At 66.6% G+C, this 25,435-nt stretch carries 16 protein-coding genes; 6 read left to right on the forward strand and 10 right to left on the reverse strand.

Annotated features, from left to right (window positions below):
• Positions 1–65: 65 nt before the first annotated feature.
• Genes ACSQ22_RS09185 through trhO form a run of 3 tightly spaced genes read right to left on the reverse strand, consistent with a single transcriptional unit; the run spans position 66 to position 2,987 of the window.
• Positions 66–1,274 (reverse strand): GGDEF domain-containing protein, encoded by a 1,209-nt coding sequence (locus ACSQ22_RS09185; RefSeq protein WP_228895948.1) that lies wholly within the window; start codon positions 1,272–1,274, stop codon positions 66–68.
• 1 nt (position 1,275) lies between these two features.
• Entirely contained in the window at positions 1,276–1,938 is a 663-nt protein-coding gene (locus ACSQ22_RS09190) for a glutathione S-transferase (protein WP_431153088.1), read from the reverse strand.
• 47 nt (positions 1,939–1,985) lie between these two features.
• Entirely contained in the window at positions 1,986–2,987 is a 1,002-nt protein-coding gene (gene trhO / locus ACSQ22_RS09195) for an oxygen-dependent tRNA uridine(34) hydroxylase TrhO (protein ID WP_436130121.1), read from the reverse strand.
• A gap of 92 nt (positions 2,988–3,079) precedes the next feature.
• On the opposite strand from trhO, the gene ACSQ22_RS09200 reads away from it, so the two are divergent.
• Positions 3,080–4,711, forward strand: coding sequence for an HD domain-containing phosphohydrolase (locus ACSQ22_RS09200; protein WP_436130122.1), 1,632 nt, complete (start codon positions 3,080–3,082; stop codon positions 4,709–4,711).
• Positions 4,712–4,786: 75 nt separating this feature from the next.
• Here ACSQ22_RS09200 and ACSQ22_RS09205 read toward each other — a convergent pair whose 3' ends face one another.
• Both ACSQ22_RS09205 and ACSQ22_RS09210 read right to left on the reverse strand, forming a co-directional pair.
• Positions 4,787–6,781, reverse strand: coding sequence for a histidine kinase (locus tag ACSQ22_RS09205; RefSeq protein ID WP_436130123.1), 1,995 nt, complete (start codon positions 6,779–6,781; stop codon positions 4,787–4,789).
• Entirely contained in the window at positions 6,768–7,484 is a 717-nt protein-coding gene (locus tag ACSQ22_RS09210) for a response regulator transcription factor (protein ID WP_055397486.1), read from the reverse strand. Before ACSQ22_RS09210 ends, ACSQ22_RS09205 begins: the two co-directional genes overlap by 14 nt.
• Positions 7,485–7,651: 167 nt before the next feature.
• Between ACSQ22_RS09210 and ACSQ22_RS09215 the strand changes: the two genes are divergently transcribed.
• Both ACSQ22_RS09215 and ACSQ22_RS09220 read left to right on the forward strand, forming a co-directional pair.
• A complete protein-coding gene (locus ACSQ22_RS09215) occupies positions 7,652–10,513 on the forward strand; it encodes an IPTL-CTERM sorting domain-containing protein (protein WP_436130124.1) in 2,862 nt (953 codons plus the stop codon).
• A gap of 51 nt (positions 10,514–10,564) precedes the next feature.
• Positions 10,565–13,354 carry an IPTL-CTERM sorting domain-containing protein gene (locus ACSQ22_RS09220; protein ID WP_436130125.1) on the forward strand — a complete coding sequence of 930 codons (2,790 nt, stop codon included), beginning with the start codon at positions 10,565–10,567 and terminating at the stop codon, positions 13,352–13,354.
• 49 nt (positions 13,355–13,403) lie between these two features.
• On the opposite strand, the gene ACSQ22_RS09225 is transcribed toward ACSQ22_RS09220, so the two are convergent.
• Positions 13,404–14,273: a LysR family transcriptional regulator gene (locus ACSQ22_RS09225; protein ID WP_436130126.1), complete on the reverse strand. Its 870-nt coding sequence runs from the start codon at positions 14,271–14,273 to the stop codon at positions 13,404–13,406.
• A 96-nt stretch (positions 14,274–14,369) separates the two neighbouring features.
• Between ACSQ22_RS09225 and blaACA the strand changes: the two genes are divergently transcribed.
• Positions 14,370–15,284: an ACA family class A beta-lactamase gene (gene blaACA, locus ACSQ22_RS09230; RefSeq protein ID WP_436130127.1), complete on the forward strand. Its 915-nt coding sequence runs from the start codon at positions 14,370–14,372 to the stop codon at positions 15,282–15,284.
• Here blaACA and argA read toward each other — a convergent pair.
• The 3 genes from argA to ACSQ22_RS09245 all read right to left on the reverse strand — a co-directional run bounded on the left by argA (position 15,271) and on the right by ACSQ22_RS09245 (position 19,002).
• A complete protein-coding gene (gene argA, locus ACSQ22_RS09235; protein ID WP_055397476.1) occupies positions 15,271–16,617 on the reverse strand; it encodes an amino-acid N-acetyltransferase in 1,347 nt (448 codons plus the stop codon). The genes blaACA and argA overlap by 14 nt on opposite strands.
• 83 nt (positions 16,618–16,700) lie before the next feature.
• Complete coding sequence (locus ACSQ22_RS09240) at positions 16,701–18,731, reverse strand: AAA family ATPase (protein WP_436130128.1); 2,031 nt, start codon at positions 18,729–18,731, stop codon at positions 16,701–16,703.
• Between the two features lie 19 nt (positions 18,732–18,750).
• A complete protein-coding gene (locus ACSQ22_RS09245) occupies positions 18,751–19,002 on the reverse strand; it encodes a hypothetical protein (protein WP_436130129.1) in 252 nt (83 codons plus the stop codon).
• Between the two features lie 162 nt (positions 19,003–19,164).
• Here ACSQ22_RS09245 and ACSQ22_RS09250 point away from each other — a divergent pair, with 162 nt between their 5' ends.
• A complete protein-coding gene (locus tag ACSQ22_RS09250; protein WP_436130130.1) occupies positions 19,165–19,296 on the forward strand; it encodes a hypothetical protein in 132 nt (43 codons plus the stop codon).
• Between the two features lie 35 nt (positions 19,297–19,331).
• On the opposite strand, the gene ACSQ22_RS09255 is transcribed toward ACSQ22_RS09250, so the two are convergent.
• Positions 19,332–21,194: a serine hydrolase domain-containing protein gene (locus tag ACSQ22_RS09255; RefSeq protein WP_436130131.1), complete on the reverse strand. Its 1,863-nt coding sequence runs from the start codon at positions 21,192–21,194 to the stop codon at positions 19,332–19,334.
• Between the two features lie 139 nt (positions 21,195–21,333).
• On the opposite strand from ACSQ22_RS09255, the gene hrpA reads away from it, so the two are divergent.
• Positions 21,334–25,413 (forward strand): ATP-dependent RNA helicase HrpA, encoded by a 4,080-nt coding sequence (gene hrpA / locus ACSQ22_RS09260; RefSeq protein WP_436130132.1) that lies wholly within the window; start codon positions 21,334–21,336, stop codon positions 25,411–25,413.
• Positions 25,414–25,435: the final 22 nt, after the last annotated feature.

Here is a 25,435-nt window from a genome sequence, read left to right on the forward strand (position 1 = left end):
GTCATTTTTTTTGCGTTGGCATGGCAGGTCTTCACGCTGAGAATCCAGGTTTCGGGAGCATTCGATCAGGTAGTCGCAGAGGCGCCAGCGCCTGGCAATGGTGCGATATCAGCGAATGCATGGGCCTTCTCGATCCGGTTGCGCCCAGCTGCCTTGCCCTGGTAAAGCGCGACATCGGCAGCCCGCAGGGCCTTCTCCAAGGCGTGGCCGTTGGCGAACCGGGGTGACACACCAATGGTGACGGTGCAGTGCAGCGGTTTGTCGTGGCCGCTCACGTGAATGGCCTGTTCTTCGACCGCTGCGCGCAGTCGTTCTGCCAACTGCACGACGCCGACATCATCACTGTCGAGGCAGACAGCCACAAACTCTTCTCCTCCTATGCGGCCCGTCAGGTCGCCTCGGCGCACGGTGGTGCGCAGCACATCTGCAACATGGCGCAGCACGGTGTCGCCAGCCTGGTGTCCGTAGGTGTCGTTGATGCGTTTGAAGTGGTCCACGTCCAGCAGCAGCAAGTAAGCGGGCGCGACGTTGTGGAGGTTGAAGTGTTGCTCCAGCGCTTCTGAAAGCCCCCGGCGATTGAGCAGTTGCGTCATGGGATCGCGCGCCGCCATCTGGCTCAGATCATCGGTCAGGCGCCGGAACACCAGCCAAATCATGAAGGGTGGCACCACCGTCGCCAGGGACGACATATAGATGTAGAACACCATCTGAAAGCTGCTGTCCATGTGCAGCACTTCCAGTCCGCCCTGGAGTAGCCTTATGAACTTGATTGCGTTCAGAATGCAGATGCCACTGATCAGGAGCGCGAAAAATGCCATTTCGCGGTACAGGTGCTTGGCGAATGTGCGAACACCATAGAGTGCCGCGAGCGTCATGACCAGGAACAGCAGCGCAGACATCCCGGACAGCATGGCGTAGCGGGCGACCGGCCCCAAGCTCCACTGAATCAGTGCCTGTGCGGCGGAGTAGGCGAGCACAAATGCCGCCAGCGGCCGCCACAGCGGCGCGGGAAATCCAAAGAACCGCATGACCCCGAGGCCATAGGTGATCGGGGCCGCCAGGGTGAGGGTGTGGTTGACCACGCTCATCATGCTCCAGGCCGGGCCGCCTTCCACCAACTGCAGCACATAGGCAAGCCCCAGCAGCAAGTTGCCCATGGCAAAAAAATCCATGCCCATCTTCTTGCCCTGCAAGCGCTTGCTGATGAGCAAAAACATCACCGCGAAGCACAGCAGGTGAGCACACAGCATGCCGACGAGAACAGACCCCACCATGTCAGCGTCCTTCGGAGTCTGGCCGTGCGGTGGCGGCCCCAGGCGCGAGCCTCTTTGCCGGACGCGCAAACAGCACACCCTCTGTCCCATCCACCCATGCGGGTAGCTTGTGCATCACGCTGGCCAAAAGATCGCTGGCCTGCCACTGCGCCAGCCAGGCTTGCAGGCGGGGCCAGGGCTGTGCGGCCCACCAATCGGCATCAATGCCTGCAAACTGCCGTACAAAAGGCGCAATCGCCATATCGGCCAGGGCCGCATGGGTGCCGAACAGATAGGGCTGGTCCGGCCAGAGACGCGCCTCCAGCCCCCCCAGCCAGGCCACGGCGCGGGCGCGTTCTGCGCCGATGTCGGCATCGGGGTAGCGGCTGGGATATTTGCACCGGTCCAGCGCCTGCTTGAACGGGCCATCGCATTCGGCAATTAGCGCCAGCATGTCCTGCAGATTGCCGTGGCTGGGGATGAGCCAGCCCTCGGGGTCGTGCTGCACCAGCGCCCACAGCATGATCTCCAGGCTCTGCTCCAGCACCTGGCCACTCGGCAGCACCAGCACGGGCACAGTGCCCTTGGGGGAGGCGTGCAGCAGGCCCTGTGGCTTGTTGCGCAACACCACCTCGCGCAGTTCGCAGGCCTGGCCACTGACAGCCAGCGCCAGCCGGGCGCGCATGGCGTAGGGGCAGCGACGAAAGGAATAGAGGACGGGCAGGGCAGCGCTCACGCGGAGTCGTCCTCGCGATCATTTTTGTCGTCGCTGGAGCTGAATCGCGCTCGGTTGCCCGGTTGCCGCGCGCCGATATGCGCTTGCCCGCGCTGATCCGCCAGGTCCATCTGGCGTTGCCGCTCTGCCAGCGCGCGTTCCTGCTCGGGTGTGCGCGTGCCGTGGCAATACGGGCAGCTCACGCCGCGCACGTAATGCGGCGACTGCAGCTCGGCCTCGCCCAGTGGCATGCGGCAAGAGCGGCACAGTTGGTGGTGCCCCGGAGCCAGGCCGTGGCCCACCGACACACGTTCGTCAAACACGAAGCAGTCGCCATGCCACAGGCTGTCTTCTTCGGGCACGGTTTCCAGGTATTTGAGGATGCCGCCTTCCAAGTGGTACACCTCGTCAAAGCCCTGCGATTTGAGGTAGGCGGTGGATTTCTCGCACCGTATGCCGCCCGTGCAGAACATGGCCACGCGCGGGTTACCCGCCAGCACGCCGCCGGGCTGCGACTGCTGCGCCACCCAGGCCGGGAACTCGGCAAAGCTCTTGGTGTGGGGGTTGATGGCGCGTTCAAACGTTCCAATGCCCACTTCGTAGTCGTTGCGCGTGTCCACCACCACCACGCTGGGGTCGTCGATGAGTGCGTTCCAGTCCTCGGGCTTCACATAGGTGCCCGCGTTGCGCGCGGGGTTCAGGCCCGGCACTCCCAGGGTGACGATCTCGCGCTTGAGGCGCACGCGCATGCGGTAGAACGGTTGGCGGTCGGTGGGGGCTTCTTTGTGCTGCAGGTTCGCAAAGCGGGCATAGCTGCGCAGCCAGGTGAGCACGGCCAACACATCGGCGGGTGCACCCGCAATGGTGCCGTTGATGCCCTCGGGCGCCAGCAGCAGCATGCCGCGCACGCCGCGCTCGTCGCACAGTGTCTGCAGGGGCGCGCGCAGCGTGGCGCAGTCGGGCAGATCGACAAACTGGTAAAGCGCAACAGTGAGAAAGCGAGGTGTGACCGAGTCCACGAAATGGGGGAGAGAGCGGAAAAGAAGGGGTGATGATAGCGGTCACTTTTCGTTACGATGCAAGCGTCTCCAACATGCGCCCGAGGTGTTTTATGGCCCAAGAACCCTCCCTCAACCTGTTTCGCCGCCTGGAGCAGCTCAACGGTATTGGGGCTGCGCTCTCCCGCGAGCGCAACATCGACCGCCTGCTGGAGAACATTCTGGAGGCTGCCAAGGCCATCACGGGCGCGGACGGCGGAACGCTCTACAGCGTGACCGAGGACGGGCAGTCGCTCAAGTTCGAGATACTGCGCACCGACTCGCTGGACATTCGCCTGGGGGGCACCACGGGCAAACCCATTGATTTTCCGCACCTGCCGCTGCGCAACGCAGATGGCAGCCCCAACGATTCGCTGGTGGCCGCGTATGCCGCCATCCACGACCGCACGGTGAACATTGCCGACGCGTACAGTGCCGAGGGGTTTGATTTTTCAGGCACCCGCAGTTTCGATGCGCGCACGGGGTACCGCTCGCAATCGTTTCTGACCGTGCCGATGAAGAACCACGACCACGAACTGATCGGCGTGCTGCAGCTCATCAACGCGAGGCACTGGGAGACCGGCGAGGTCACCACGTTCTCCGAGGCCGACCAGGGCCTGGCCGAGTCGCTGGCCTCGCAGGCTGCCATTGCCCTCACCAACCGCTTGCTCATCACGCAGCTGGAGCGCCTGTTCGAGTCGTTCGTGAACCTGATCAACCTGGCCATTGACGAAAAGTCGCCCTACACCGGTGGCCATTGCCAGCGTGTGCCCGCCCTCACCATGATGCTGGCCGAGGCGGTGAATGCCACCAACCAGGGGCCGCTGGCGGGCTTTCGCATGAGTGACCGGGACCGCTACGAACTCAAGATGGCCGGCCTGCTGCACGACTGCGGCAAGATCACCACGCCCGTGCACGTGGTGGACAAGGCCACCAAGCTGCAGACCCTGTACGACCGCATTGGGCTGGTGGACACGCGGTTTGAAGTCTTGAAGCGCGATGCCGAGCTGGCCGCACTGCGCCGCCAACTGGCGCTGCGCCCGGTGGTGGATGCGCGTGCCGAGGGGCAGGAGCTGCAAGCCCTGCAGCACGAAATTCACGCACTGGAAGAAGACCGCGAGTTTCTGCGCCGCTGCAATACCGGCACCGAGGCCATGCGCCCCGAGGACCAGCAGCGCGTGCGTGACATCGCCGCCATGCGGCACTGGCGCAACCCACAGGGGGTGCAGACAAGCTTCCTTACGGCCGAGGAGGTGGAGAACCTCACCATCCGATCCGGCACCCTGAACCAGACCGAGCGCGACACCATCAATTACCACATCGTTGCCACCATCAAGATGCTGGAGACGCTGCCCTGGCCACGGCACCTCAAGAACGTGCCGGAGTATGCGGGCGGCCACCACGAACGCATGGACGGCAAGGGCTACCCGCGCGGCCTTACACGTGACCAGATGTCGCTGCAGGCCCGCATGATGGGCATTGCCGACATCTTCGAGGCGCTGACAGCGGCTGATCGGCCCTACAAGAACGGTATGACCTTGTCAGATGCGATTGCCATCATGTGCAGGATGCGCGACAACGGGCACATCGACCCGGACCTGTTCGAGGTGTTTGTGCGTGAGGGGGTGTACCTGCGCTACGCGCGGGACTTTCTGGAGCCCGGGCAGATGGACGTGGTGGACATCGCGGCGCTCGGCTTCTCCTGACTGAAATGCTACTGAGTGGATCGCTGCCAAGCCCAGTGCACTGGCCACTGACCGGGTTCGCAGGGTCGAGATGCCTCATGGCTTGTGCAGCGGCAGCCACAGCGTGAAGCGCGAACCGCAGTCCTCCCCCAGCGCCCCCCAGGTGTCCCACGAACACTGCGCGCCCAGCGCCAGTGCGCGGCTGCGCACGTTGGCCAGGCCCCTGCGCGCGGGCGGTAGCGCATCGGGTGGGGGCGCGGTGAAGGGGGTGCCGTTGTCCTGCACGCACACCTGCACGCCGGGCACACCTCCGCGCACCGATTCAGCGGTGCCGAGCGTGATCTCCATCGCGCCGCTGTGCTTGAGGATGTTGGTCAGCACCTCCTGCAGGATGCGCAGCACATGCAGCGCGCTCTGCGAATCGAGCCAGGGCAGGGGCGGCACATCGTCCACCTGCCAGCGCAACGCCATGCCAGCGCCCTCTAGACGGGGGCCCAGCCGGAAGCGCAGGCGCGCAAGCAGGGCCAGCAGGTCGGCGTCCACAGGCTCCAGCGAGTCGATGGACAGCTTCAGGTCGTCGATGCACTCGCGCAGCACCGGCGCCACGTCCAGGCGCGCGGCGGGCTCGTTCTCCACCAGCCGCAGCGCGCTCATCAGTGACGAGCCCACGCCGTCGTGCATCTCGCGCATCAGGCGCTGGCGCTCTTGGAGCAGCGTCTGTTCGCGCTCGGCGGCGCGCAGCCGCTCGTGGGTTTCGCGCAGTTGCTGTTCTTGCGCGGCCAGGCGCTCGGCCTGCACGGCATTGGCCAGCTCGGCCGCGCCCAGCGCGCGCTGGTAGCGCGTGAAGGCCACCCACAGGAACATGGTGAGCACGCCCATGTAGGCATAGGGGGTGAGGTAAATGTGCTCGATGCTGATGAGATACCGCTGCATCGCCAGGTCATGGAACGCCATCGGAAACGACAGCGCCACGGCGCCGCACAGTAGAACGTTGGCCCCCGTGCGGTGAGTCCACGCGCCGCGCGCCGCCACATACAGCACCACCACCCCCGGCGGGAACAGCGCCAGGCGCAGCAGCGGAAGCATCGCCTCGTGCCTGAGCCCCCACAACGGCAGCGCTGCAGCCGCCACCAGCCAGCAGTAGGCCATCAGCGCCCGTGCCAGCCGGGGCCTGTGCCAGCCCTGCATCTGCCGCAGCAGCAAGAAGGAACACACCGAGGAGCCCAGTGACCCCACCAGCGTGAGCCAGGAGAACCAGGCGTCGGGCACGGCCAGGCCTTCCTCGTCCACCAGATAGAACAGCGTCGCCAGCAGGTGCGCCACCGACAACAGGAAGAACAGCAAGTAGCCTGCTTCCTCGCGCCCCTCGCCATGGCCCCGCGCCCGCCGCATCAGCCACACCATCAGCGCCAGCACGCCCAGCACCAGGTAGGCGCCCCGCAGGTAGGTCACCAGGCCGGTCTGCAGCAGCTCGCGCAGCCGCCAGGCTGGCCGCAGCGCCTCAGCCGGTCCGGCCCACACCGAGGACAGCGCCCCGCCCACGCCCGGCAGGCTGGCCATGCGCACGTGCAACTGCGGCGCTGCACCCGCTTGGTCTAGGCCCTTCAGATCCAGCCATACCGGGCGGTTGAAGCCGTTCCACACGCGGCTGCCGCGCGTCTGCCATGCAAGGCGTCCGTTGGCATACACGGCCACCGTGCCCACCGTCTGCCAGCGCGGGATGTACAGGCGCATACCCTGCGGAGTGCCGTGCGGCAGCGCGTTGGCGGGCACGCGCAGGCGGTACCACTGCACTTCGGGCGGCGCGCTGGCCTGCTCGGCGCTGGACGCGGTGCTGCGCGGGCGAGCATGGGGCAGGGCCACGGCGGCCCAGGGCGTCGCGGCGTCCAGCACCGCATCGCCGGATGCGTGCAGCGAAGGCGGTGGCGCCCAGTCGCCGCTGGGCGAAGACCAGGTCTCGGCCTGCAACAGGTGCACGGCCTCTGCGGCGTGCGTGCACGGCACCAGCATCATCACCAGCAGCAGCACCAACGGCATTGCCAGCAGCCGCCAACGCCGCAGCACCCGGCGCGCCGCCTCAGTCGGCCGCATGGATCCAGCCCTGGCGCGCTGCGGCGCTCACGGCCTCGGCCTGCGTGGTGACCTGCAGCTTGGCATATACGCGTCGCACAAAGGTGCGCACGGTGTGGCGCGAGACGCCCATTGCGCGGGCGACCTCGTCCAGCGTATGGCCGCGCGCCACCAGGCGCAGCAGTTCGGCCTCGCGCGCGGACGGGGGTGCGCTTGCGCCCAGGCCTGCGCCCGGCGGCGGGGGCGGCGCCGCCGCCAGCGCGGGCTGCGTCTGGCGCAGCAGCAACAGCTTGCGCGCCACCATGGGGTTGATGGGGCTGCCGCCTGCGTGCAGGCTGCGCACTTCGTCCACCACGGCGGTGGCGGGCAAGTCTTTGAGCAAATAGCCCATGGCACCGGCGGCGATGGCATCCAGCACGTGCACCTCGTCGCCGAAGATGGTGCTGACCATGGCCGCCGCCTGCGGCCAGCGTGCCCGCAGCGCGGCCAGCACGTCCAGCCCGCTGCCGTCGGGCAGGCCCAGGTCGAGCAGCAGCACGTCCAGCGGCGCGGCGTCGTCCTGCGCCAGCGCGGCCATGGCCTCGGTGCGGCTGGCGGCCGTCCACGCCAGGCGCATGTCGCTGGCGCCTTGCAGCGCGTGGGCCAGGGCGGTGCGGCAGGCGGCGTCGTCCTCGACCACGGCGACGCGAACGGGGGTGGAGGCAATGGAAGAAGGCGGTGGCATGCACCGATGCTGCCACAGCCGCTGGGCACGGGCATGTCGCCCAAAAGGGGGACATACGAAACCGCCCCCTGTCCCTAGCATCCGGGTCACGCGCTGGCTTTGCTGGCTTTTTGCTATTGAAGTTATAGCTGTCAGCGCTTGATCAGAAAGCGCTAGAGGCTAAAAATATGCTCAAAAATGTCCTTCACACCCCGCTCATGCACCGGGCCTGGTTGCGCGCGCGCAGCGCGGTGGCGCTGGGCGCGCTGGCCATGGTGCTGCTGCTGCAGGCCTGCAGCGTGGCCCAGCCGTCGTGGATCGAGGCGCCCCTGGTGGCCGACGGAAGCACCACCGGCGCGGGCTATGCGCCCCACGGCACCAGCCTGCCAGTGAGCGAGGGGGCCAGCGCGCAGTTGAAGTTCTCTTATGCCACCTTGCCAGACGGTGCGCTGACCAAGTTGAATGTGGACACCGACAACACGGTTGCCACCGTAGGCCATGACAGCTATACGCTCGACGCCGGCAAGGTGGTGCGCGCACGGCTGGTGCTGTATGTCGACAAGGTGACCACCTCGGGCTACATCGCCATCTTCGGTGCCTACCAGGCCGGGGGCGCAGACTGCTTTGCGCACGAGGGCACGGCTCCCGCCTGCGACCTGCAACTGGCCAGCGCCGTCGGTGGGCGCGCCACCGATGCGGACCGGCCGACGCAGCCCTTGCGCATTACCGAGCGCGGCTTCTACAGCTTCGACGTGACCGAGCTCGTCAAGCACCGGCTGGCGCAGGGTGTGGAATCGATGCTGCGCGTGGAAGCCGCGCAGGACACCGATGGTTCCTACGGCAGCTTCGAGTTCGCCAGCAGCGAGCAGCCGGTGGGCCAGGCGCGCGTGCTGCACCAGGCGCAATTGCTGATCACGCTGGAGAGTCTGGCGGGCATCAGCAGCAGACCCTATGCCTCCACCAGCGTGCGTCAGTCGTCCACCGACCCGACCGTCGCCGCGCAGGACTTCCGGCAGAACGAAAACCTGTGGCTTGGCGGCGCGGCAGGGGACCGCGCCTATGCACTGTTGCAGCCGCAGCCGCTCGAAGTCGGCTTTCCGCTGCGCCAGGTGCTGTTCAGTACGGGTTCGATGGCAGGCAAGCAGTCGCTGGTCATGCATGTGAACGGGCCGGTGCTGGACCAGACCACGCCGCAGCCGCAGGTGCAGGTCTACGGGCGACGCAGGTTCAACGTGAGCGGTCAGGTGGTGCGATCGTGGAACGACGGCTGGGCGGAGCCGCCGGGCGCGGACCTCATCGCCACGGCGGCACTGGACCGCAGCGCGCCTCGCCAGACTGTGGTCGCCGATACCACCGATCGCTATATCGACACGCTGGCCAGCGCGTACAACGGCAACCGCAACCAGGACTTTGCGGCGGCCGTCACCACCAACGTGCAATCGCCGATAACACTGGACAGCAGCCGCAACACCCGCACCGGGCATGCGCCGCGTTTCATCACCGTCATCAAACCTGAGAAGGACGTGTGGCGGTCACCCTTCGACTTCGACAAGGACGACAGCACACATGCATTGAGCCTGTGCCTGCAGTACACGGGCAGCGCGGGCACGTGCCACAGCGCGCTGTCGCTGCGCGCCCGCCTCGGGCAGCCGTTCACCAGCTCGGGCCGTGTCATTGTCATCGGGCCCTGGGCCGACACCGCAGCGGGCGGCCATGTACCCTATGCGGCAGACATCGACCTTGCTCTGCCCCAAAGCGGCGCCAGCGCCCAAGTGCCCGCCGACCTGGGCCCCCAGAGCCTGTCGGGCGACATGGCCAGCTACATTGGCTACGGCATTCACGAAGCCAGGGCCAACCGCGTGGTGGGCACGTACCGCGGCATCGTGAGCATGACGGGGCACAACCTGCGCACCGCCATCGACTTCGAGAACCTGCCGCTGCCCTTGCCGTCGCTGAGCGGTCCGGCCCGTGTGGAGACGGCGCCTGGCACCACCGTGGTGGCGGTCGGTGCCGGTGCGCCGCAGCCCTTCGTGCTGGCCGTGGCCGACCCGGTGGGCCAGAACATCGACGACACCACGCGCTGGATCATCACCAGCAGCAACCCCGCCGACACCTTACCCAGCGAGATTCAGCAAAGCGAAGGCAGTGTGGCGTTCGCCGTCACGTTCTCGGGTTTGGGCGCGCGCACGCTCACCGTCACTAGCAAGGGCGACGCCAGCGTCACTGCGACGTTTGCCGTCAACGTGCTACAGGGCGCGCGACAGGGCCAGTCCATCAGCTTCACCACATCACCTCCGGCCTTCGCCAAGGTGGGCGGAACATATCTTGCGGCGGCCAAGGGCGGCGGCTCGGGCCTGCCGGTCATCTACAGCCTCGACACGGCCGGCTCCACGCTGGGCGCCTGCACGGTAGCGGCAAACGGCGCGGTGGTGTTTACCGGCGCCGGCACCTGCTCCATCCAAGCCGATCAAGCAGGCAATGCGGCTTACTCTGCTGCCGCTCAAGTGCGGCAGAGCTTTACTGTCGGCTCCGCGAGCTTCAGCGGGCCCACGGTGCCCTCGGGCGGCGGGGGCAGCTCAGGACCGGCCAGCGCCAGCCTGTCAGGCGGTGGCGCTACCTGCCAGTTCGACGCGTCGGCCACCCGCTACACGGCCGCGAACGCAGCCCCTCCAGGGCAGGGCGCACCCCAAGGCATGTTCGAATTCCGGCTTGTGGGCTGCACCCCCGGTGCTACCGTCACCATCACCACCCACTGGCCCCAAGCCGTCAGTGCGTTCGCGAAGTACGGCAAGGCCTCCGGCCAGGCTGCCAGCGCCAGCTTCTTCGCGCCCTCCAACCTGGTCATCAGCGGCAGCACCGTGCGCTTTGACGTGACCGACGGCCAGCTGGGCGACGACGACTGGACGGCGAACGGCGTGATCCTGGACCCGGTCATGCCGTTGGCGGCCGCGCCCGGTGCCGCGCAGGCCATCCCCACGCTGGGTGAATGGGGCCTGCTGCTGCTCACGCTGCTGGTGGGCGCACTGGCGTGGCGCATGGCCAGATTTTGAGACAGATTGCCTTCCATCGCCTAGTCAGTCAACACAGTGTGCTATCAAATAATGATCAAAAACGTACTGATTCTATCGATGCGGCTGGGCCTGGCTGCGATGGTGCTGTCTGCGGTGCCGCTAGCCTGGGCAGCCACCTGGCAGGTGAACCGCGTGGACGACCCCGCCAGCGGCAGCGCGGCCCGCTGCGCGCCCGGCAATGCGCAAACATGCAGCCTGCGCGATGCGATCGCGGCCGCGCAGCATGGCGACACCGTAGCGTTCGACGGCGCGGTGTTTGCGGCGCCGCAGGTGCTGGCGGTGGGCAGGCCGCTGGTCATTGCCCGCGCCATCACGCTGCGCGGCCCCGGCGCCAGCCTGCTCACCCTCGACGGCCAGAACGCGGTGCACCTGCTGGAGGTGAATGCTGGCACGGCCAGCGCGGGGGTGCCAGTGAGCGGACCGGTGCATATCAGCGGACTGGCGTTCGCCAACGGCACGACGGCGGTGGACGGTGGCGTAAACATGAACGGAAACTCCGGCTCGGTGGGCGGTATCGCCAATTGGGGCACGCTCACGCTGGACGACGTGAAGGTCACGGGCATGTGGGCGGGCAACGTAGGCGCGGGCATCGGCAACGGGCCCGCGGGCAGGCTCACGATCGTGCGCAGCGAGGTCAGCGGCAATTCCACCGGCTGGCGCGGCGGCGGTATCTACAACTCACCCAACGGCGTGATCACCATCGACCGCAGCACCATCGCCAACAACACGGTGCGTGAAGGCGAATTTGGGCACAGCGGGGGTGGTGTGGCGTCGTATGGTGCGCTCACCATCGACCGCAGCACCCTCTCCGGCAACCAGGTGTTCTCGTCCGCATGCCATGGCAACGTGTGCGGCGGCGGCGGCATCGCGGCATCGGCGCTGACGATCAGCAACAGCACCATCTCGGGCAACCGCGCCCACAGCACCGTGGGCGGGGACGGCGGGGGCATCGCTCTGGCCGTCTTCAACGGGACGATCACCGTGCGCAACTGCACGTTCGCGGGCAACCGCAGCGGCGCCAAAGGCGGCGCATTCCGCTCGTCGGACGACTTCAGCATCAGCAACAGCACCTTCACCGGCAACACCAGCGATGGCGATGGCGGCGCCATCAGCGTAGGCTGGATCGGCGGCGCGAGCGTGGCACGCATCGACAACAGCACCATCGTGAACAACGTGGCAGGGGGCTTGGGTGGCGGCATCCACATCCCATCCTCGGGCAGCACGGTGCCGGTCGTGCAGTTGTTCAATTCCATCGTGTCCGGCAACGCCATCCAGAGTTACCTGACGGACGTCTATGGCAGCGACGTGGCGGATGACGACCTGGCCGTCGACCACTGGAACGTGATCCGCGCCCCAGCCTCAGGCGTGGGTGGCCTCTACCTGCAACCGCTGGGCGACTATGGTGGCCCCACGCAGACCATGCCGCCGGGAGGCCCTGCCAGCAGAGCCTGGGCCGCCTCCCGCTATGCCGCAGGCGAGCCCGCCACCGACCAGCGCGGCGTGGCCCGGCCCGCCACAGTGGGCGCGGCCGTCGACGCCGGGGCGGTGCAGGTCAGCACGACGCTGCCATCCATCACCGAGCTGGACCCCGCCAAGGGGCCGCCCGCTGGGGGCTACGCGGTCACCGTCAGGGGCTTCAACCTGTCGGGCGGCACGCTGAACTTTGACGGGACGCCAGTCAGCGCCACGGGCTCGATCACCCATGCGGACGGTTCGATGAGCCTGACCGCAGCCGCGCCGCCCGGCACGGCGGGCAGCACCGTGCGCGTGCGCTACACCGTGGGGGCAAACGCCAGCCCCGACGTGCCGGAAGACGACTTCACCTACACGTCGCAGGCCGTTAGCTTCACCACCATGCCGCCGAGCCCCGCAGTCGCGGGCAGCACCTACACCGTGGCGGCCACGGGCGGCGCGTCCGGCAACCCGGTGGTGTTCAGCACGGTGGGCCCTTGCACGGTGGCGGGCCAGGTGGTCAGCTTCAACGGCGCAGGCACCTGCACCATCCACGCCGACCAGGCGGGCGATGCGGTTTATCCCGCCGCGCCCCGGGTGTCGCAAAGCACAGCGGTGGTGCAGGCCGGCCAGGTGATCGCCTTCACCACCACGCCGCCCAGCCCCGCAGTGGCGGGCAGAACCTACACCGTGGCGGCCACGGGCGGCGCGTCCGGCAACCCCGTGGTGTTCACCACTGCGGGCGCTTGCACGGTGGCGGGCCAGGTGGTCAGCTTCAACGGCGCGGGTACTTGCACCATCTACGCCGACCAGGCAGGCAACGCCCACTACGCTGCCGCCGCGCGGCAGCAGCAAGCGTTTGCCATCGTGGCACTGCTCAAAACGTTCACTGGCACCACCTTGCCCGCCAACGGCGCGGGCGGCCCGGCCAGCGCCAGCATTGGCAACGACGGCGGGGCGCTGTGCCAGTTCGATCCAGCCGCCACGGCCTTCGAGGCCGCCACGCCGCCCCCTGGCCGGGTGGCGCCGCAGGGCGCGTTCCGCTTCAGGCTGATCGGCTGCGACGCGGGTGCCACGGTGCGCGTGACCACCACCTGGCCGCAGCCGGTGGCGGACTTCGTCAAGCGCACCGGCAGCGGCCAGTTCATCGTGCCTGCGAGCGTGGGCCTGGGCAGCACCACCGTGGGCTTTGACGTGACCGATAACCAGCCTGGCGACGACGATGCTGCGCCCGGCGTGATCGCCGACCCGGTGATGCCGCTGGCCGCCGACCTGCAAGCGATCCCCGCGCTGTCCCCCTGGGCCCTGCTGCTGCTGGGAGTGATGGCCGGGGCGCTGGGCATGGTGGCGCAGCGGCGCAGGGCTTGATTGCTCCTCAATTAATAGCTGTTAACGCTTATGGGTAAAGCGATGAAGCCTATTTTTGTTTAGTTTTCTGAGCTGTGGCGAGCCAGCCGTGAAAGGCGTGCATGGCCGCCGTCACGGGCCGGGATTGCAGCCGTGTGAGCCAGTAGGCGCCCCGGCGCAGTTCCAGCGCGAACGGTCGCACCAGGCGGCCCTGGCGCAGTTCGCGTTCGAACATGCACGCCGGGAGCAGCGCGGCGCCCGCGCCCTGGGCCGCCGCTTCGGCCAGGGTGAGCGACGAGTCGAACACCGCGCCGCGCACAACGGGGCAGGGCACGCCGGCCGCCTCGAACCAGGCGGACCATTCGTCGGTGCGGTAGCTTCGCAGCAGGGGCTGGCGCGCCAGGTCTGATGGCACCCGCAGGCTGTTGGCCAGGGCCGGGGTGCACATTACAGACATGGGCGCGTCCATGATGCGTTCGGCATGTGTGCCATGCCAGGCGCCGTCCCCAAAGCGGATCGCATAGTCCAGCCCTTCGCCCGCCATGTCCACCCGGTTGTTGTGCGTGAGCAGACGCAGGTCCACAAACGGGCAGGCCTGCTGAAAGTCGCGCAGTCGGGGCAGCAGCCAGCCCACGGCAAAGGTGCCCACGGCGCCCACGGTCAGCACTTCGCGCGGGCGGGTGTCGCCCAGTTTTTCCAGGGCACGCGCCAGGTTGGAGAACGATTCCGTCACCACTGGCAGCAGCGCCTGGCCTTCGTCCGTCAACGCCAGGCCACGCGGCAGGCGGCGAAACAGTGGCTTGCCCAGGCGGTCTTCGAGCTTGCGGATGTGCTGGCTGACCGCTGTCTGCGTGACGTGCAACTCCTGGGCCGCCCGCGTCAGGTTGAGGTGGCGCGCCGAGGCTTCGAACGCGCGCAAGGCATTGAGCGGGAGATGCATAAGTTTTTCTAGGGGCTGGCGGCAATTATTGTCGATGGTGCTTTGGACTCAAGCTCTTTATCGTTCAGGCCTTGTCTTCACTCACCTCCAATTTTTATGCAAAGACGACAGTTTTCCTTGGGTTTGATGGCCGCTACCACCATGCCTCTTTGGGGTTGTGCGACCGCCAGCAACGCAGCGAACCGCGACAAGACCACCCGCGAATGGAACGAGACCCTCGCCAGCATCGAACGCACTGCCCAGGGCCGCTTGGGCGTGGCCATGCTGGACACGGGCTCGGGCCTGCAGTTGGGCTGGCGCCAGGACGAGCGCTTTGCCATGGCCAGCACTTTCAAGGCGGTGCTGGCGGGCTGGATGCTGGCGCTGGTGGACCAGGGCAAGGAGCGACTGGATGCCCGCGTGCACTACGCTGCGGGCGATGTGGTGGCGTATTCACCCGTCAGCGGCCCCCGTGCGGGCGATGGGGGCGGGTTGACGGTCGGCGAGCTGTGCTCCGCCACCGTGAGCCTGAGCGATAACACCGCCGCCAACGTGCTGCTGGCGCGCCACGGCGGCCCGGCGGGGTTCACGGCCTTTGTGCGGTCACTGGGCGACAGCATCACACGGCTGGACCGCACCGAGCCCACGTTGAACGAAGCCAAGGTGGGCGACCCGCGCGACACGACCACGCCGCAGGCCATGCTGCAGACCCTGCAAAAGCTGGTGCTGGGCGATGTACTCACGCCCCCGTCGCGCGCCTGGCTGCAGCGCTGGCTGGTAGAGACGAGCACGGGCGACAAGCGCCTGCGCGCGGGTGTGCCGGGCTGGAAGGTGGGGGACAAGACGGGCACTGCCAGTGACAGCGGCACGGCCAATGATGTGGCGGTGATGTGGCCTCCGGCTGGAGGCGCTCCGGTGCTGGTGACGTGTTATCTCACGCGGTCTACCGCCAAGCCCGAGCAGCGAGATGCGGCGATTGCGCAGGTAGCGCGGGCCGTGGCGGCGGCGCGCGAGACGTTCAGAGCTTCTTGACCAGCACCTGGCTGCGCCGGTCCCAGTTGTACTTGCGCTTGCGAGCATCGGGCAGCCAGTCCGGGTCCACGGGCTGGAATCCGCGCTTGATGAACCAGTGCATGGTGCGGGTGGTGAGCACAAAGATACTGTCCAGCCCTTGCAGCCGCGCGCGTTGCTCGATGCGCTTGAGCAGCTTTTCGCCATCGCCCGTGCCCTGGCTTTGCGGTGACACCGTCACGGCGGCCATCTCGGCCGTCTTGGCCTCGGGGTAGGGGTAGAGCGCTGCGCAGCCAAAGATCACTCCATCGTGCTCGATGATGGTGTAGGTGGCAATGTCGCGTTCGATCTCGGTGCGGTCGCGCTTGACCAGGGTGCCGTCTTTCTCAAACGGCTCGATGAGCTGAAGGATGCCGCCCACGTCGTCAATCGTGGCCTCGCGCAGCTCTTCCAGCTTTTCGTCAATGACCATGGTGCCGATGCCATCGTGCACATACACCTCCAGCAACAGCGATCCATCCACCGCGAACGGCAGGATGTGGCTGCGCTCCACGCCGGCCTTGCAGGCCTTCACGCAGTGCTGCAGGTAAAAGCCCGTGTCCGTGGGCTGCTGTGCGGGTGGTAGCTGCGCCAGCAAGGCTTGCGCGGCGGCCAGCGGCAGCTCGGTGTCGATGGGGTTGTCGTCGCTCTCGGGCTCGGTGGGCGACATGCGGATGCCTTGCACCTCGGTCAAGAAGATCAGCTTGTCGGCCCGCAGCTCAATGGCCACGCTGGTGGCCACTTCTTCCATGCTCAGGTTGAAAGCCTCGCCCGTGGGCGAGAAGCCAAACGGCGACAGCAGCACCAGTGCACCCATGTCCAGCGTGCGCTGGATGCCCGCCACGTCTACCTTGCGCACCAGGCCCGAGTGCTGAAAATCCACCCCATCCACGATGCCCACGGGCCGCGCGGTCAGGAAGTTGCCCGAGATCACCCGCACGGTGGCACCCGCCATGGGCGTGTTGGGCAGCCCCTGGCTGAAGGCGGCCTCGATTTCATAACGCAACTGGCCCGCAGCCTCCTGCGCGCAATCGAGCGCCACCGAGTCGGTGATGCGGATGCCATGCGAATACTTGGCTGCATGGCCCTTGGCGGCCAGCTGTTCGTTCACCTGTGGGCGAAAACCGTGTACCAGAACAATCTTTACGCCCATGGCCTGGATCAGTGCCAGGTCTTGCGCAATGCTGTGCAGCTTGCCGGCCGCAATGGCCTCACCCGTGAGCCCGATCACAAACGTCTGGTTGCGGAACTTGTGGATGTAAGGCGCCACCGAGCGGAACCAGGGGACGAAGGTGAAGTTGAAAACGGCGGACATGGCAGTGGAGAGCGGTGGGTGGCCTTGGAGCTACGGAAAAACTGGCAATGAAAGGCAGCTGAGCAGGGCCGCCAAGTCGCGCATCATAAGCATGCAGGGCTTTCGCTGTCTGGGGCAGTTGCAGCCTGGCCCCCGGTTTGTTGCCGAAACGCCGCCAGCCGGGCCGCAAAGGGCTCCAGGATCAAAGCTTCGTCAGGCCCCGTCTGGGCTGCCACCGCAATGGCCACGCCACTTTGAGCCATCAGCGCCTGCATCTCGGGCTGGGCGATCATGCCGTGGTCCAGCAGGGCCTCTACCAGGCGGGTGAGGGCACCCCGGTACTGGCCCAGCAGGGCGCTGGCGCGCTGGTATTGGGACTGCAGCAGTTCCTCGATGGCGGCGTTGCTGGGTTCCACGTCGGTGTTGAGGTGGTTGTCCAGCTCCACCGTGACGTCGGTGCGGGACAGCCGCGTGCCAAACCCATGGTGGCGAATGAACCGCGCAGCCTCGGCCGTGACCTGCTTGTAGTCCTGCTCCGCGCCGGTCGTGCAGGCCATTTCACCAAACACCAGCTCCTCGGCCACGCGGCCTGCCAGGCCCACGCACATCATGTCGAGCGCGTTCTGGCGCGTGGTGACCTTCAGGCCCGCAAAGCTGTTGTAGCCGCCCTCGAACGAGGCGATGTTGATCTTCACCTCCTGCGGGGCCTGGCCGAACAGCAGACAGTAGACCAGCCCGTGGCCTGCTTCGTGCACGGCCAGCAGGGCGCGGAAGTCGGCATTGGCGCGCTGCTTGAGGCGGTTGAGCTCCAGCGTCACCGCAAACTGCGCCTGCTGCACGGCTCCGCTAGCGCCGGCGCCCTGAACCACCAGATGGTGCTTGTCGTCCGCCAGCGTGATGTCAAAGTCCTGCGCCAGGGGCAGCTGCTGCTGCAGCACCCAGAGCGCGGCGTTGACCAAATTGGCGCTCAGGATGGCATGCACCGACGAGAACAGCGGCCGCGTGCCCTGGGCCGGGAACACCGCGTTGGCATACAGCTCATCGCGCACGTCCTGCCCGATGGCAAAGCGCACGCCGCACTGGGCGGCAATGTCGTCGCAATACCGCGCACACAGGTTGCGGATGAGCTGCTCGTAGGTGGCCTTGTTGAACGAGGGGTAGATCACATGCTCGTTGCCCAGCCGGGCGATCTGCTCGGGCTTGAAGCGTTCGCTGAGCGCCTTCTTCACATCGATGAGGGAGAGCTTGCGCGTGAGGCGGTGGAAGATGTCGGCGTCGGTGTCGCAGTCTTCCACGCGCTGCGCGGTCTCGTGGTACATCTCGTCGAGGTTGCCGCAGACGAACACCAGCAGCTTGCTGTAGTCGGTCTCCCAGGACGAAAGCGACTGCTGAAACCGCGTGAACAGGGCCTGCACCTGCACGGGAGGCCACTGCATGATCTCGGCAAGTGGCTCTTGCAGCTTGAGCATGCGCTTGAGTTCCTGCGCGTCCCAGGCGTCGAGCTGAAAGCGGTAGGGCTTCTTGCCGGCGCGCTCCTCCTCGTTGTCGTCGGCACGTTCGGCTTCGTAGTGCGCGTCGGCCAGCTTGCGCTCGATGTTGGTCAGGGCGCTCAAAGCGGGCGGCAGGCGCCCGTCGGACAGCAGCGTCCACACATCCTGGTAGCGCTCTACCTTGACCTCCTCGCCCTTGGTGCTCACTGTGCGAAAGCGCTGGAACTCGTCCAGCACCAGCATGCCCGGTGCGCCCTCGTGGATGCCGGAGTCGCCCAGCATGCCCGAGATGGAAGAGCTGCGGTAGCTCGCGCCGTGGCTGAAGCCGTCCATCTGCACTTCGACAAAACGGTCGTAAAAGCCCAGCAGCTGCGCCAGGCGCCGCGTGAGCTGGGTCTTGCCCGTGCCCGTCAGGCCCCACAGGCAGACGATGACGGGGCGGGTGATGAGCTGGGGCAATACGTACCAGGCGCGGATGGCATCGATCACGCGGTCGATCACGTCGTCGATGCCAAAAAGCTCGGCCTTGAGCTGCGCTGCGGCCTGTGCCAGCGCCTGCTGGCGCTGGGCCAGCAGCTCCCGGTGGGCAGCGCCCGGTGTGTGCCGCTCGCGCGGCGTGGTTTCTTGAAGGGTAGAAAGGTCCATGGTTTTCAATCGTTTTGTATCAGTCGCTTGCGGTGAAGCGGGATGTCTGGATCGCCTTGCGCAGGGCGACGTTGTCCGCACGGCGCTGGGCCCCACGGGTTCGTATGTGCTTGCCTGCCGCACTGGACAGGCTGCGTTGGGCCAGCGCGACGGCCACAGGATTTCGGGGCGGGCCCGAGGCTTCGAGCTTCAACACCAGGGGCGCCTTCATGCGGCGCAGCTTCTTAAGCTCGCCCTGGGCGAAGGCCCGAGACAGTTTTTTGGCACTCATGTGCACTCCACAAACAAAAAACCCCGGCAATAGAGCCAGGGCTTGTGGGGCGCTGCAATGAAAGGTGCAGAAACGCGCTTGCCGTGGCTGGAATTGCTGTGAATGCACAGTCCAGCCGGGGCGGTGGACTGTGGTCAGGCGGGAGCGAACAAGGGAACAAACATGGTGGTGACCTCCAGTGTTTTCAGGGGCTGCCGTGGCGGCGGGCGCGGCCTGAAAGAAGCGCGAATTGTGGCGATGCCCCCGGTGCTTGGCAAGCCGAAGGCGCCGCAATCGGCTGAATTTGTCGCTTGAAAAGAACAGTGCGGTGGGGGTGAACAGCGCAGTTTTCAGGCTTGGCGCCGGTAGATCCAGCCAGCAGCGTGCAACCACTCCTCCTTGTCGCGTGTCTGCACGACCAGTTCCACCAGATCACGGCCCGCGTTGAGCGGCACCTGCACGGTCATACCGGCCCGGTCCGCCGACAAGGGCAGCAGGAACTGGCTCTCGTCCCAGAACAGGTAGCCGGGCAGTTCGGGCAGCTCCCGAAGTCTGGAGGCCCCCACACCAATGGCCAGCGGAATGGATGTGGGTGCTTCGTTGGTCAGCAGCCAGGTGCTGTCGAGCCGTGCAGTCCAGGGGGCGGCAAGGGGGCTGGGTGCGGGCGGCATTTGTTGGCCGATGGGCACGGTGATCCAGTAGTGCCCCGCCGTGGCGGCCTCGCGCGCAAGGAGGTAGCGGCGGCCTTCGGACTGCTCCCAGCGGTAGTGGGTGCCAGACTGGGTGTCTGACCACCACCAGCCATCGCTGCGCAGGCGAAGCCCGGTGCTCAGGGTTTTCCAGTCCTGCAGTTTTGGGTTCCACGACCACAGGTCAACCTGTTGGCGGTCGGGCGAGACGGCTTTGATGGGCGCGGAATAGTTGCCATAGATGCCGAGCAGGGCATCCACCGCGCTGGAGGATGCGGTGGCCATGGCGGGGGCGGCGGTCGAGACCCGGGGCGGCAGCACACGCAGTTGCCCCGTCTCCTGCAAGGCGCGCAGCGCAATGCCCTCGGCAATCGGGCCCGGCTTGAAGCTGGCGGCGTTGCCGGTGATCATGACCGCCATGCCCGCCTGGGGCAGCACGCAGAAGTCGCTGGAATAAAACATGGTGCCGCCGCTCTTTTGCCACGCGAGCACGCCCGCAGCATTCATGCCCGGGTGCCGCGCACTGTCCCAGCCCAGGCCCGACTGCCAGTCGGGGGTGAGGCCGGGGTGCATGCCCTGGTTCTGAATCCTGCCCATCTCGGCCACGCTGGTTTTCGACACGATGCGCTGGCCATCGTACTCGCCGCCCTGGATGAGCATGGCGGCCAGCTTCATCATGTCGCCGGGTGTGGTGCACAGCCCGCCCGTGGCGTAGCCCATCACGAACTCCTGGCCCTGCGGCGCGTCGTTGATGCTGCCGGGGGCAAAGCTGCCCGGTGGCAACGGCTGCAGCGTGTAGCCTGATCGGGCCATGCCCAGAGGGTTGAGCAGGGCGGACTGCACAAACGCCGGGTAGGTTTGCCCGCTAACGGCCAGCACGATGCGCTCGATCAGCGTGAAACCGTCGTTGCAGTACACCGCCATGGCGCCGGGGGCGTGCTTGAGGTGCACGTTGGCCATGGCTGCCTCCACCTCGGCGGCATAGCCCGGCAGCGGCGCAAAGGCAAACATGTTGTGCAGGTAAGTGCCGGGCAACCCCGAGGCATGGCTCAGCAGGTGCCGGACGGTGATGTCGCGGTAGCCCGGCGACAGCATCGCGAACTGCGGCAGGTAGCCCACCACCGGGGCATCCAACTGCACGAGCCTGCGGTCTACCAGCACCATGATGGCCAGCGCCGCGAGCACCTTGCTGACGGAGCCGACGTTAAAGCGTGTGTCGGGCGTGGCGGGCGTGGTGGCGTTTGCATCCAGCGCCCCGAAGGCCTCTTGCCAGACGATGTGGTCGTTGTGCAGCAGTGCCACGGAGGCCGCCCGCATCTTGCTGCTTTGCATGGCTTCGCGAATTTCCTTGCGCCCCCAGGCAATGGTCGTTGTGAGGGTGGGGGATGCAGTGCTGCTGCCACCACAACCGGGCAGCAGCGAAGCCATCGCGCTGGTGCCCGCCCAGGTCAGCCAACCACGGCGCGATGCAGGAAAAAGGCGGGGCTGATCAACAAGATTCTGGGCGGATGGCTGTCGGGGCATTCGGTATTCCTGGGGGCATTGGCCACGGAGGCATCGCCAGTCGAGGCGCGATTGTGGAAGCCCGGCACCCGCGCTGGCAACCGCGCGCATGGCCCGTGTTGCACGCGGCCAACGCCCGGCTCGGATAATGCAGCCCTCCATGACCGAATCCGCGCCTCCCCACCCCTTGCCAACCGCCCCGCGCACTGCGCTGCTGCGCATCGCCTTTCCTGAGTCCCTGCCCGTATCGGGCAAGCGCGAAGAGATCATGGAGGCCATCAAGAAGCACCAGGTCATCATCGTGTGCGGCGAAACGGGCTCAGGCAAGACCACGCAGTTGCCCAAGATTGCACTGGCGCTGGGCCGAGGCAAGTGCAACGCCAGGCCAGGCACCAAGGGCCAGCTCATCGGCCACACCCAGCCGCGCCGCATTGCGGCCAGCAGCGTGGCCAAGCGCATCGCCGAAGAGCTGAACACGCCGCTGGGCGATGTCGTGGGCTTCAAGGTGCGGTTCCAGGACCGCCTCTCCCGCGATGCCTCCGTCAAGCTCATGACCGACGGTATCTTGCTGGCCGAGACGCAGACCGACCCGCTGCTCAAGAACTACGACACCATCATCATTGACGAGGCGCACGAACGCAGCCTCAACATCGACTTCCTGCTGGGCTACATCCGCCAGATCCTGCCGCGCAGGCCTGATCTGAAGGTCATCGTTACCTCGGCCACGATTGATGCGGACCGGTTTGCCAAGCACTTTGAGTCGGCCAAGGGCCCGGCCCCCGTCATCATGGTGTCGGGCCGCACCTTCCCGGTGGAGCAGCGCTATCGCCCGTTTGAAGAAAGCCGCGACTACGGCCTGAACGAGGCCATTGCCGATGGTGTGGACGAGCTGTGGCAAGGCAATGCGGCCGGTGACATCCTGGTGTTTTTGCCCGGCGAGCGAGAGATCCGCGAAGCGGCCGACCACCTTCGCAAGCATCTGTCGCACCAGCCCGTGATGCGCAATGCCGAGGTGCTGCCGCTGTTCGCGCGTTTGTCCCAGGCGGAGCAGGACCGCATCTTTGACGGCCACACGGGCCGCCGCATCGTGCTGGCCACCAACGTGGCCGAGACTTCGCTCACCGTGCCAGGCGTGCGGTACGTCATTGACGCAGGAACAGCGCGCGTGAAGCGCTATTCTTTCCGTAGCAAAGTCGAGCAGCTGCTGGTCGAGCCCGTCAGCCAGGCCGCCGCCAACCAGCGCGCTGGCCGCTGCGGCCGGGTGGCCAACGGCATCTGCATTCGCCTGTATGACGAGGCTGGTTTCAATGGCCGCCCCCGTTTTACCGACCCCGAAATCCTGCGGTCATCGCTGGCAGGCGTCATCCTGCGCATGAAGTCGCTGCATCTGGGCGACGTGACGCAGTTCCCCTTCATCGAGGCACCTTCGGGCCGCGCGATTGCCGACGGCTACCAGCTGCTGGCCGAGTTGGGTGCGGTGGATGACGCCAACGAGCTGACCCCCATGGGCGTGGAACTGTCGCGACTGCCGCTGGACCCGCGCGTGGGCCGCATGATCATCGAGGCGCGCGACCGCAAGGCGCTTGATGAAGTGCTGGTGATTGCCAGCGCCCTGAGCGTTCAGGACGTGCGCGACCGTCCCATGGAGGCGCAGCAGCAGGCCGACCAGGCGCACGCCAAGTTCGACGACGACAAGAGCGAGTTCAGCGGCTACCTCAAGCTGTGGAAATGGATCAACGAAGCGCGGGGCGGAGCACCCAGCCTGCCATCGGCCCGTGCCCAGAAGGCGATGGCCGCGCAGAAAGCGCCTTCGCAGGCCTACTTGCCGGTGGCGCAGCGCAGTGGCGGGGGCAGTCCTGCCGCAGCGCCTGCTGCTGTACCCGCCGCCGTCCCCGCTGCGACTCACAAACTCAGCAACCGCCAGTACGAGCAGCTGCTGCGCCAGAACTTCATCAGCATCCGGCGCCTGCGCGAGTGGCGCGACATCCACACCCAGCTGCTCACGGTGGTCACCGAGCACAAGTGGCAGATCAACACCCAGCCCGCCAGCTACGAGCAGCTGCACCTGTCGATGCTGGCCGGGCTGCTGGGTAACGTGGGCGCCAAGAGCGACGAGGAAGATTGGTACCTGGGCGCGCGCGGCATCAAGTTCTACAAACACCCAGGCGCGCACCTGAACAAGAAGCCCGGCCGCTGGATCGTGGCGTCGGAACTGGTGGAAACCACGCGTCTGTTTGGCCGGGGCATTGCGGCCATTGAGCCGCAGTGGCTGGAGCAGATTGGCGGGCATGTGCTGCGCAAGCAGCTGCTCGACCCGCACTGGGAGAAAAAGTCTGCCGAAGTGGTGGCGCTGGAGCGCGCCACGCTCTACGGCATCGTGGTCTACAACAACCGCCGCGTGAACTTCGGCAAGGTAGACCCGCACGCTGCGCGCGAGGTGTTCATCCGCGAGGCGCTGGTGGGTGGCAACTGGGAGACCAAGCTGCCTTTCCTGGCCGCCAACCAGAAGCTCATTGCCAAGGTCGAAGAGCTGGAGCACAAGTCCCGCCGCCAGGACGTGCTGGTGGACGACGAACTCATCTACGCCTTCTACGACCAGCAGCTGCCGCCCGAGGTATGCAGCGGCCACAGCTTTGAGGCTTGGTACCGCGAAGAAAGTAAAAAACAGCCCGATCTGCTCAAGCTCACCCGCGAAGAACTGATGCGCCACGAGGCCGCGGGTATCACCACCAACGCCTTCCCACGCACCGTGCGCCTCGGTGGTGTGGACTGCGCCGCCAGCTACCTGCACGAGCCCGGCGATGCGCGTGACGGCATCACCGTGACCATCCCGCTCTTTGTGCTCAACCAGGTGAGCGACGAGCGCTGCGAATGGCTGGTGCCCGGCATGCTCAAGGACAAGATCCAGGCGCTGCTCAAAAGCCTGCCGCAGCGCCCACGCAGCCGCTTTGTGCCGCTGCCCGAGTCCGCCACCCGTCTGGCCGCGCTGCTGGGCACGCCCGAACGTTTTGGCACCGGCAGCCTTACCGATGTGTTGCTCAAGCAGGTGCGCGACGAAACCTCGCTGGATGTGAAGCGGGCGGACTTCAAGCTCGACATGCTCAGCCCCCACCTGTTCATGAACTTCCGCGTGGTGGATGAGCACGGCCGCCAGCTGGGCCACGGCCGAAACCTGGGCGCGCTCAAGGCCGAATGGGGCGCCAAGGCGCGCGGCGCATTCCAGGCGCTGGCAGGGCTCAAGCTCGGTGGCGGGGCAGCAGAGAGTGAAAAAAATGAGTCAAAAATGCCTCCAGCGCTTGATGGTAAAGCGCAAGCAGCTACTAAATCAGGAGTAAAGGGGGCAGCGCCCGCGCCCGCGAAACCTGCGAGCGTCACCCCATCGACCCCCGCAGGCCAGCGCTACACCACCTGGACGTTTGGCGAGCTGCCCGAGCTGATGGAGATCAAAAAGGCCGGGCAGACGCTGATCGGCTTCCCGGCGCTCATCGACGGCGGCGACGCTGTGACCATCGAGGTTTTTGACGAGCCCGAAGTCGCCGCCGCCAAACACCGCGCGGGCCTGCGCCGCCTGTTTGCGCTGCAGATCAAGGACGCCCTCAAGTACCTGGAAAAAAACATCCCCGATCTGCAGAAAATGGCCGTAGCGTTCATGCCCCTGGGCACGCAGGAAGAGCTGCGCACCCAGATCATCGACGTGGCGCTGGACCGGGCCTTTTTGCTCGACCCGCTGCCGACCGACGAAGTTGCCTTCAAACGCCGCGTGGAAGAGGGCAGGGGGCGCCTCACGTTGATCGCCAATGAGGTGGCGCGCCTGGCCGCCACCATCCTCACCGAATACGCAGCCGCCGCCCGCAAGATCAAGGACACCAAAAACGCCCCCGAAGCCACTGCGGACGCACTGCAGCAGCTGCAGCGCCTGGTGCCCAAGAAATTCATTGCCGTGGCCCCGTGGACGCAACTGGCCCACTACGCCCGCTACCTCAAAGCCATCACGCTGCGGCTTGATAAATACCGCGCCGACCCCGCCCGTGACGCTGCCAAGCTGGCCGAGCTGCGCCCGCAAGAGCAGCGCTACTGGCGCCTGGTGGCCGAGCGCAAGGGGCAGGTGGATGCGCGCATGCAAGAGCTGCGCTGGCTGCTGGAGGAGCTGCGCGTGAGCTTCTTTGCGCAGGAGCTGCGCACGCCCCAGCCGGTGAGCGTGAAGCGGCTGGACAAGTTGTGGGCGCAGGTCAATAGCTGATGGCCGGGGTGGAGGCCTGCGC

The sequence above is a fragment of the Acidovorax sp. LjRoot38 genome, assembly GCF_964252975.1.
Classification (GTDB): Bacteria; Pseudomonadota; Gammaproteobacteria; order Burkholderiales; family Burkholderiaceae_C; genus Acidovorax; species Acidovorax facilis.

Excerpts from the sequence above, each read along its gene's own strand:
- ACSQ22_RS09185 (WP_228895948.1), bottom strand. The coding sequence starts at position 1,274 with ATGGTGGGGTCTGTTCTCGTCGGCATGCTGTGTGCTCACCTGCTGTGC.
- ACSQ22_RS09190 (WP_431153088.1), bottom strand. The coding sequence starts at position 1,938 with ATGCGCGCCCGGCTGGCGCTGGCTGTCAGTGGCCAGGCCTGCGAACTG.
- ACSQ22_RS09200 (WP_436130122.1), top strand. The coding sequence starts at position 3,080 with ATGGCCCAAGAACCCTCCCTCAACCTGTTTCGCCGCCTGGAGCAGCTC.
- ACSQ22_RS09205 (WP_436130123.1), bottom strand. The coding sequence starts at position 6,781 with ATGCGGCCGACTGAGGCGGCGCGCCGGGTGCTGCGGCGTTGGCGGCTG.
- ACSQ22_RS09210 (WP_055397486.1), bottom strand. The coding sequence starts at position 7,484 with ATGCCACCGCCTTCTTCCATTGCCTCCACCCCCGTTCGCGTCGCCGTG.
- ACSQ22_RS09215 (WP_436130124.1), top strand. The coding sequence starts at position 7,652 with ATGCTCAAAAATGTCCTTCACACCCCGCTCATGCACCGGGCCTGGTTG.
- ACSQ22_RS09220 (WP_436130125.1), top strand. The coding sequence starts at position 10,565 with ATGATCAAAAACGTACTGATTCTATCGATGCGGCTGGGCCTGGCTGCG.
- ACSQ22_RS09225 (WP_436130126.1), bottom strand. The coding sequence starts at position 14,273 with ATGCATCTCCCGCTCAATGCCTTGCGCGCGTTCGAAGCCTCGGCGCGC.
- blaACA (WP_436130127.1), top strand. The coding sequence starts at position 14,370 with ATGCAAAGACGACAGTTTTCCTTGGGTTTGATGGCCGCTACCACCATG.
- argA (WP_055397476.1), bottom strand. The coding sequence starts at position 16,617 with ATGTCCGCCGTTTTCAACTTCACCTTCGTCCCCTGGTTCCGCTCGGTG.
- ACSQ22_RS09240 (WP_436130128.1), bottom strand. The coding sequence starts at position 18,731 with ATGGACCTTTCTACCCTTCAAGAAACCACGCCGCGCGAGCGGCACACA.
- ACSQ22_RS09245 (WP_436130129.1), bottom strand. The coding sequence starts at position 19,002 with ATGAGTGCCAAAAAACTGTCTCGGGCCTTCGCCCAGGGCGAGCTTAAG.
- ACSQ22_RS09250 (WP_436130130.1), top strand. The coding sequence starts at position 19,165 with ATGGTGGTGACCTCCAGTGTTTTCAGGGGCTGCCGTGGCGGCGGGCGC.
- ACSQ22_RS09255 (WP_436130131.1), bottom strand. The coding sequence starts at position 21,194 with ATGCCCCGACAGCCATCCGCCCAGAATCTTGTTGATCAGCCCCGCCTT.
- hrpA (WP_436130132.1), top strand. The coding sequence starts at position 21,334 with ATGACCGAATCCGCGCCTCCCCACCCCTTGCCAACCGCCCCGCGCACT.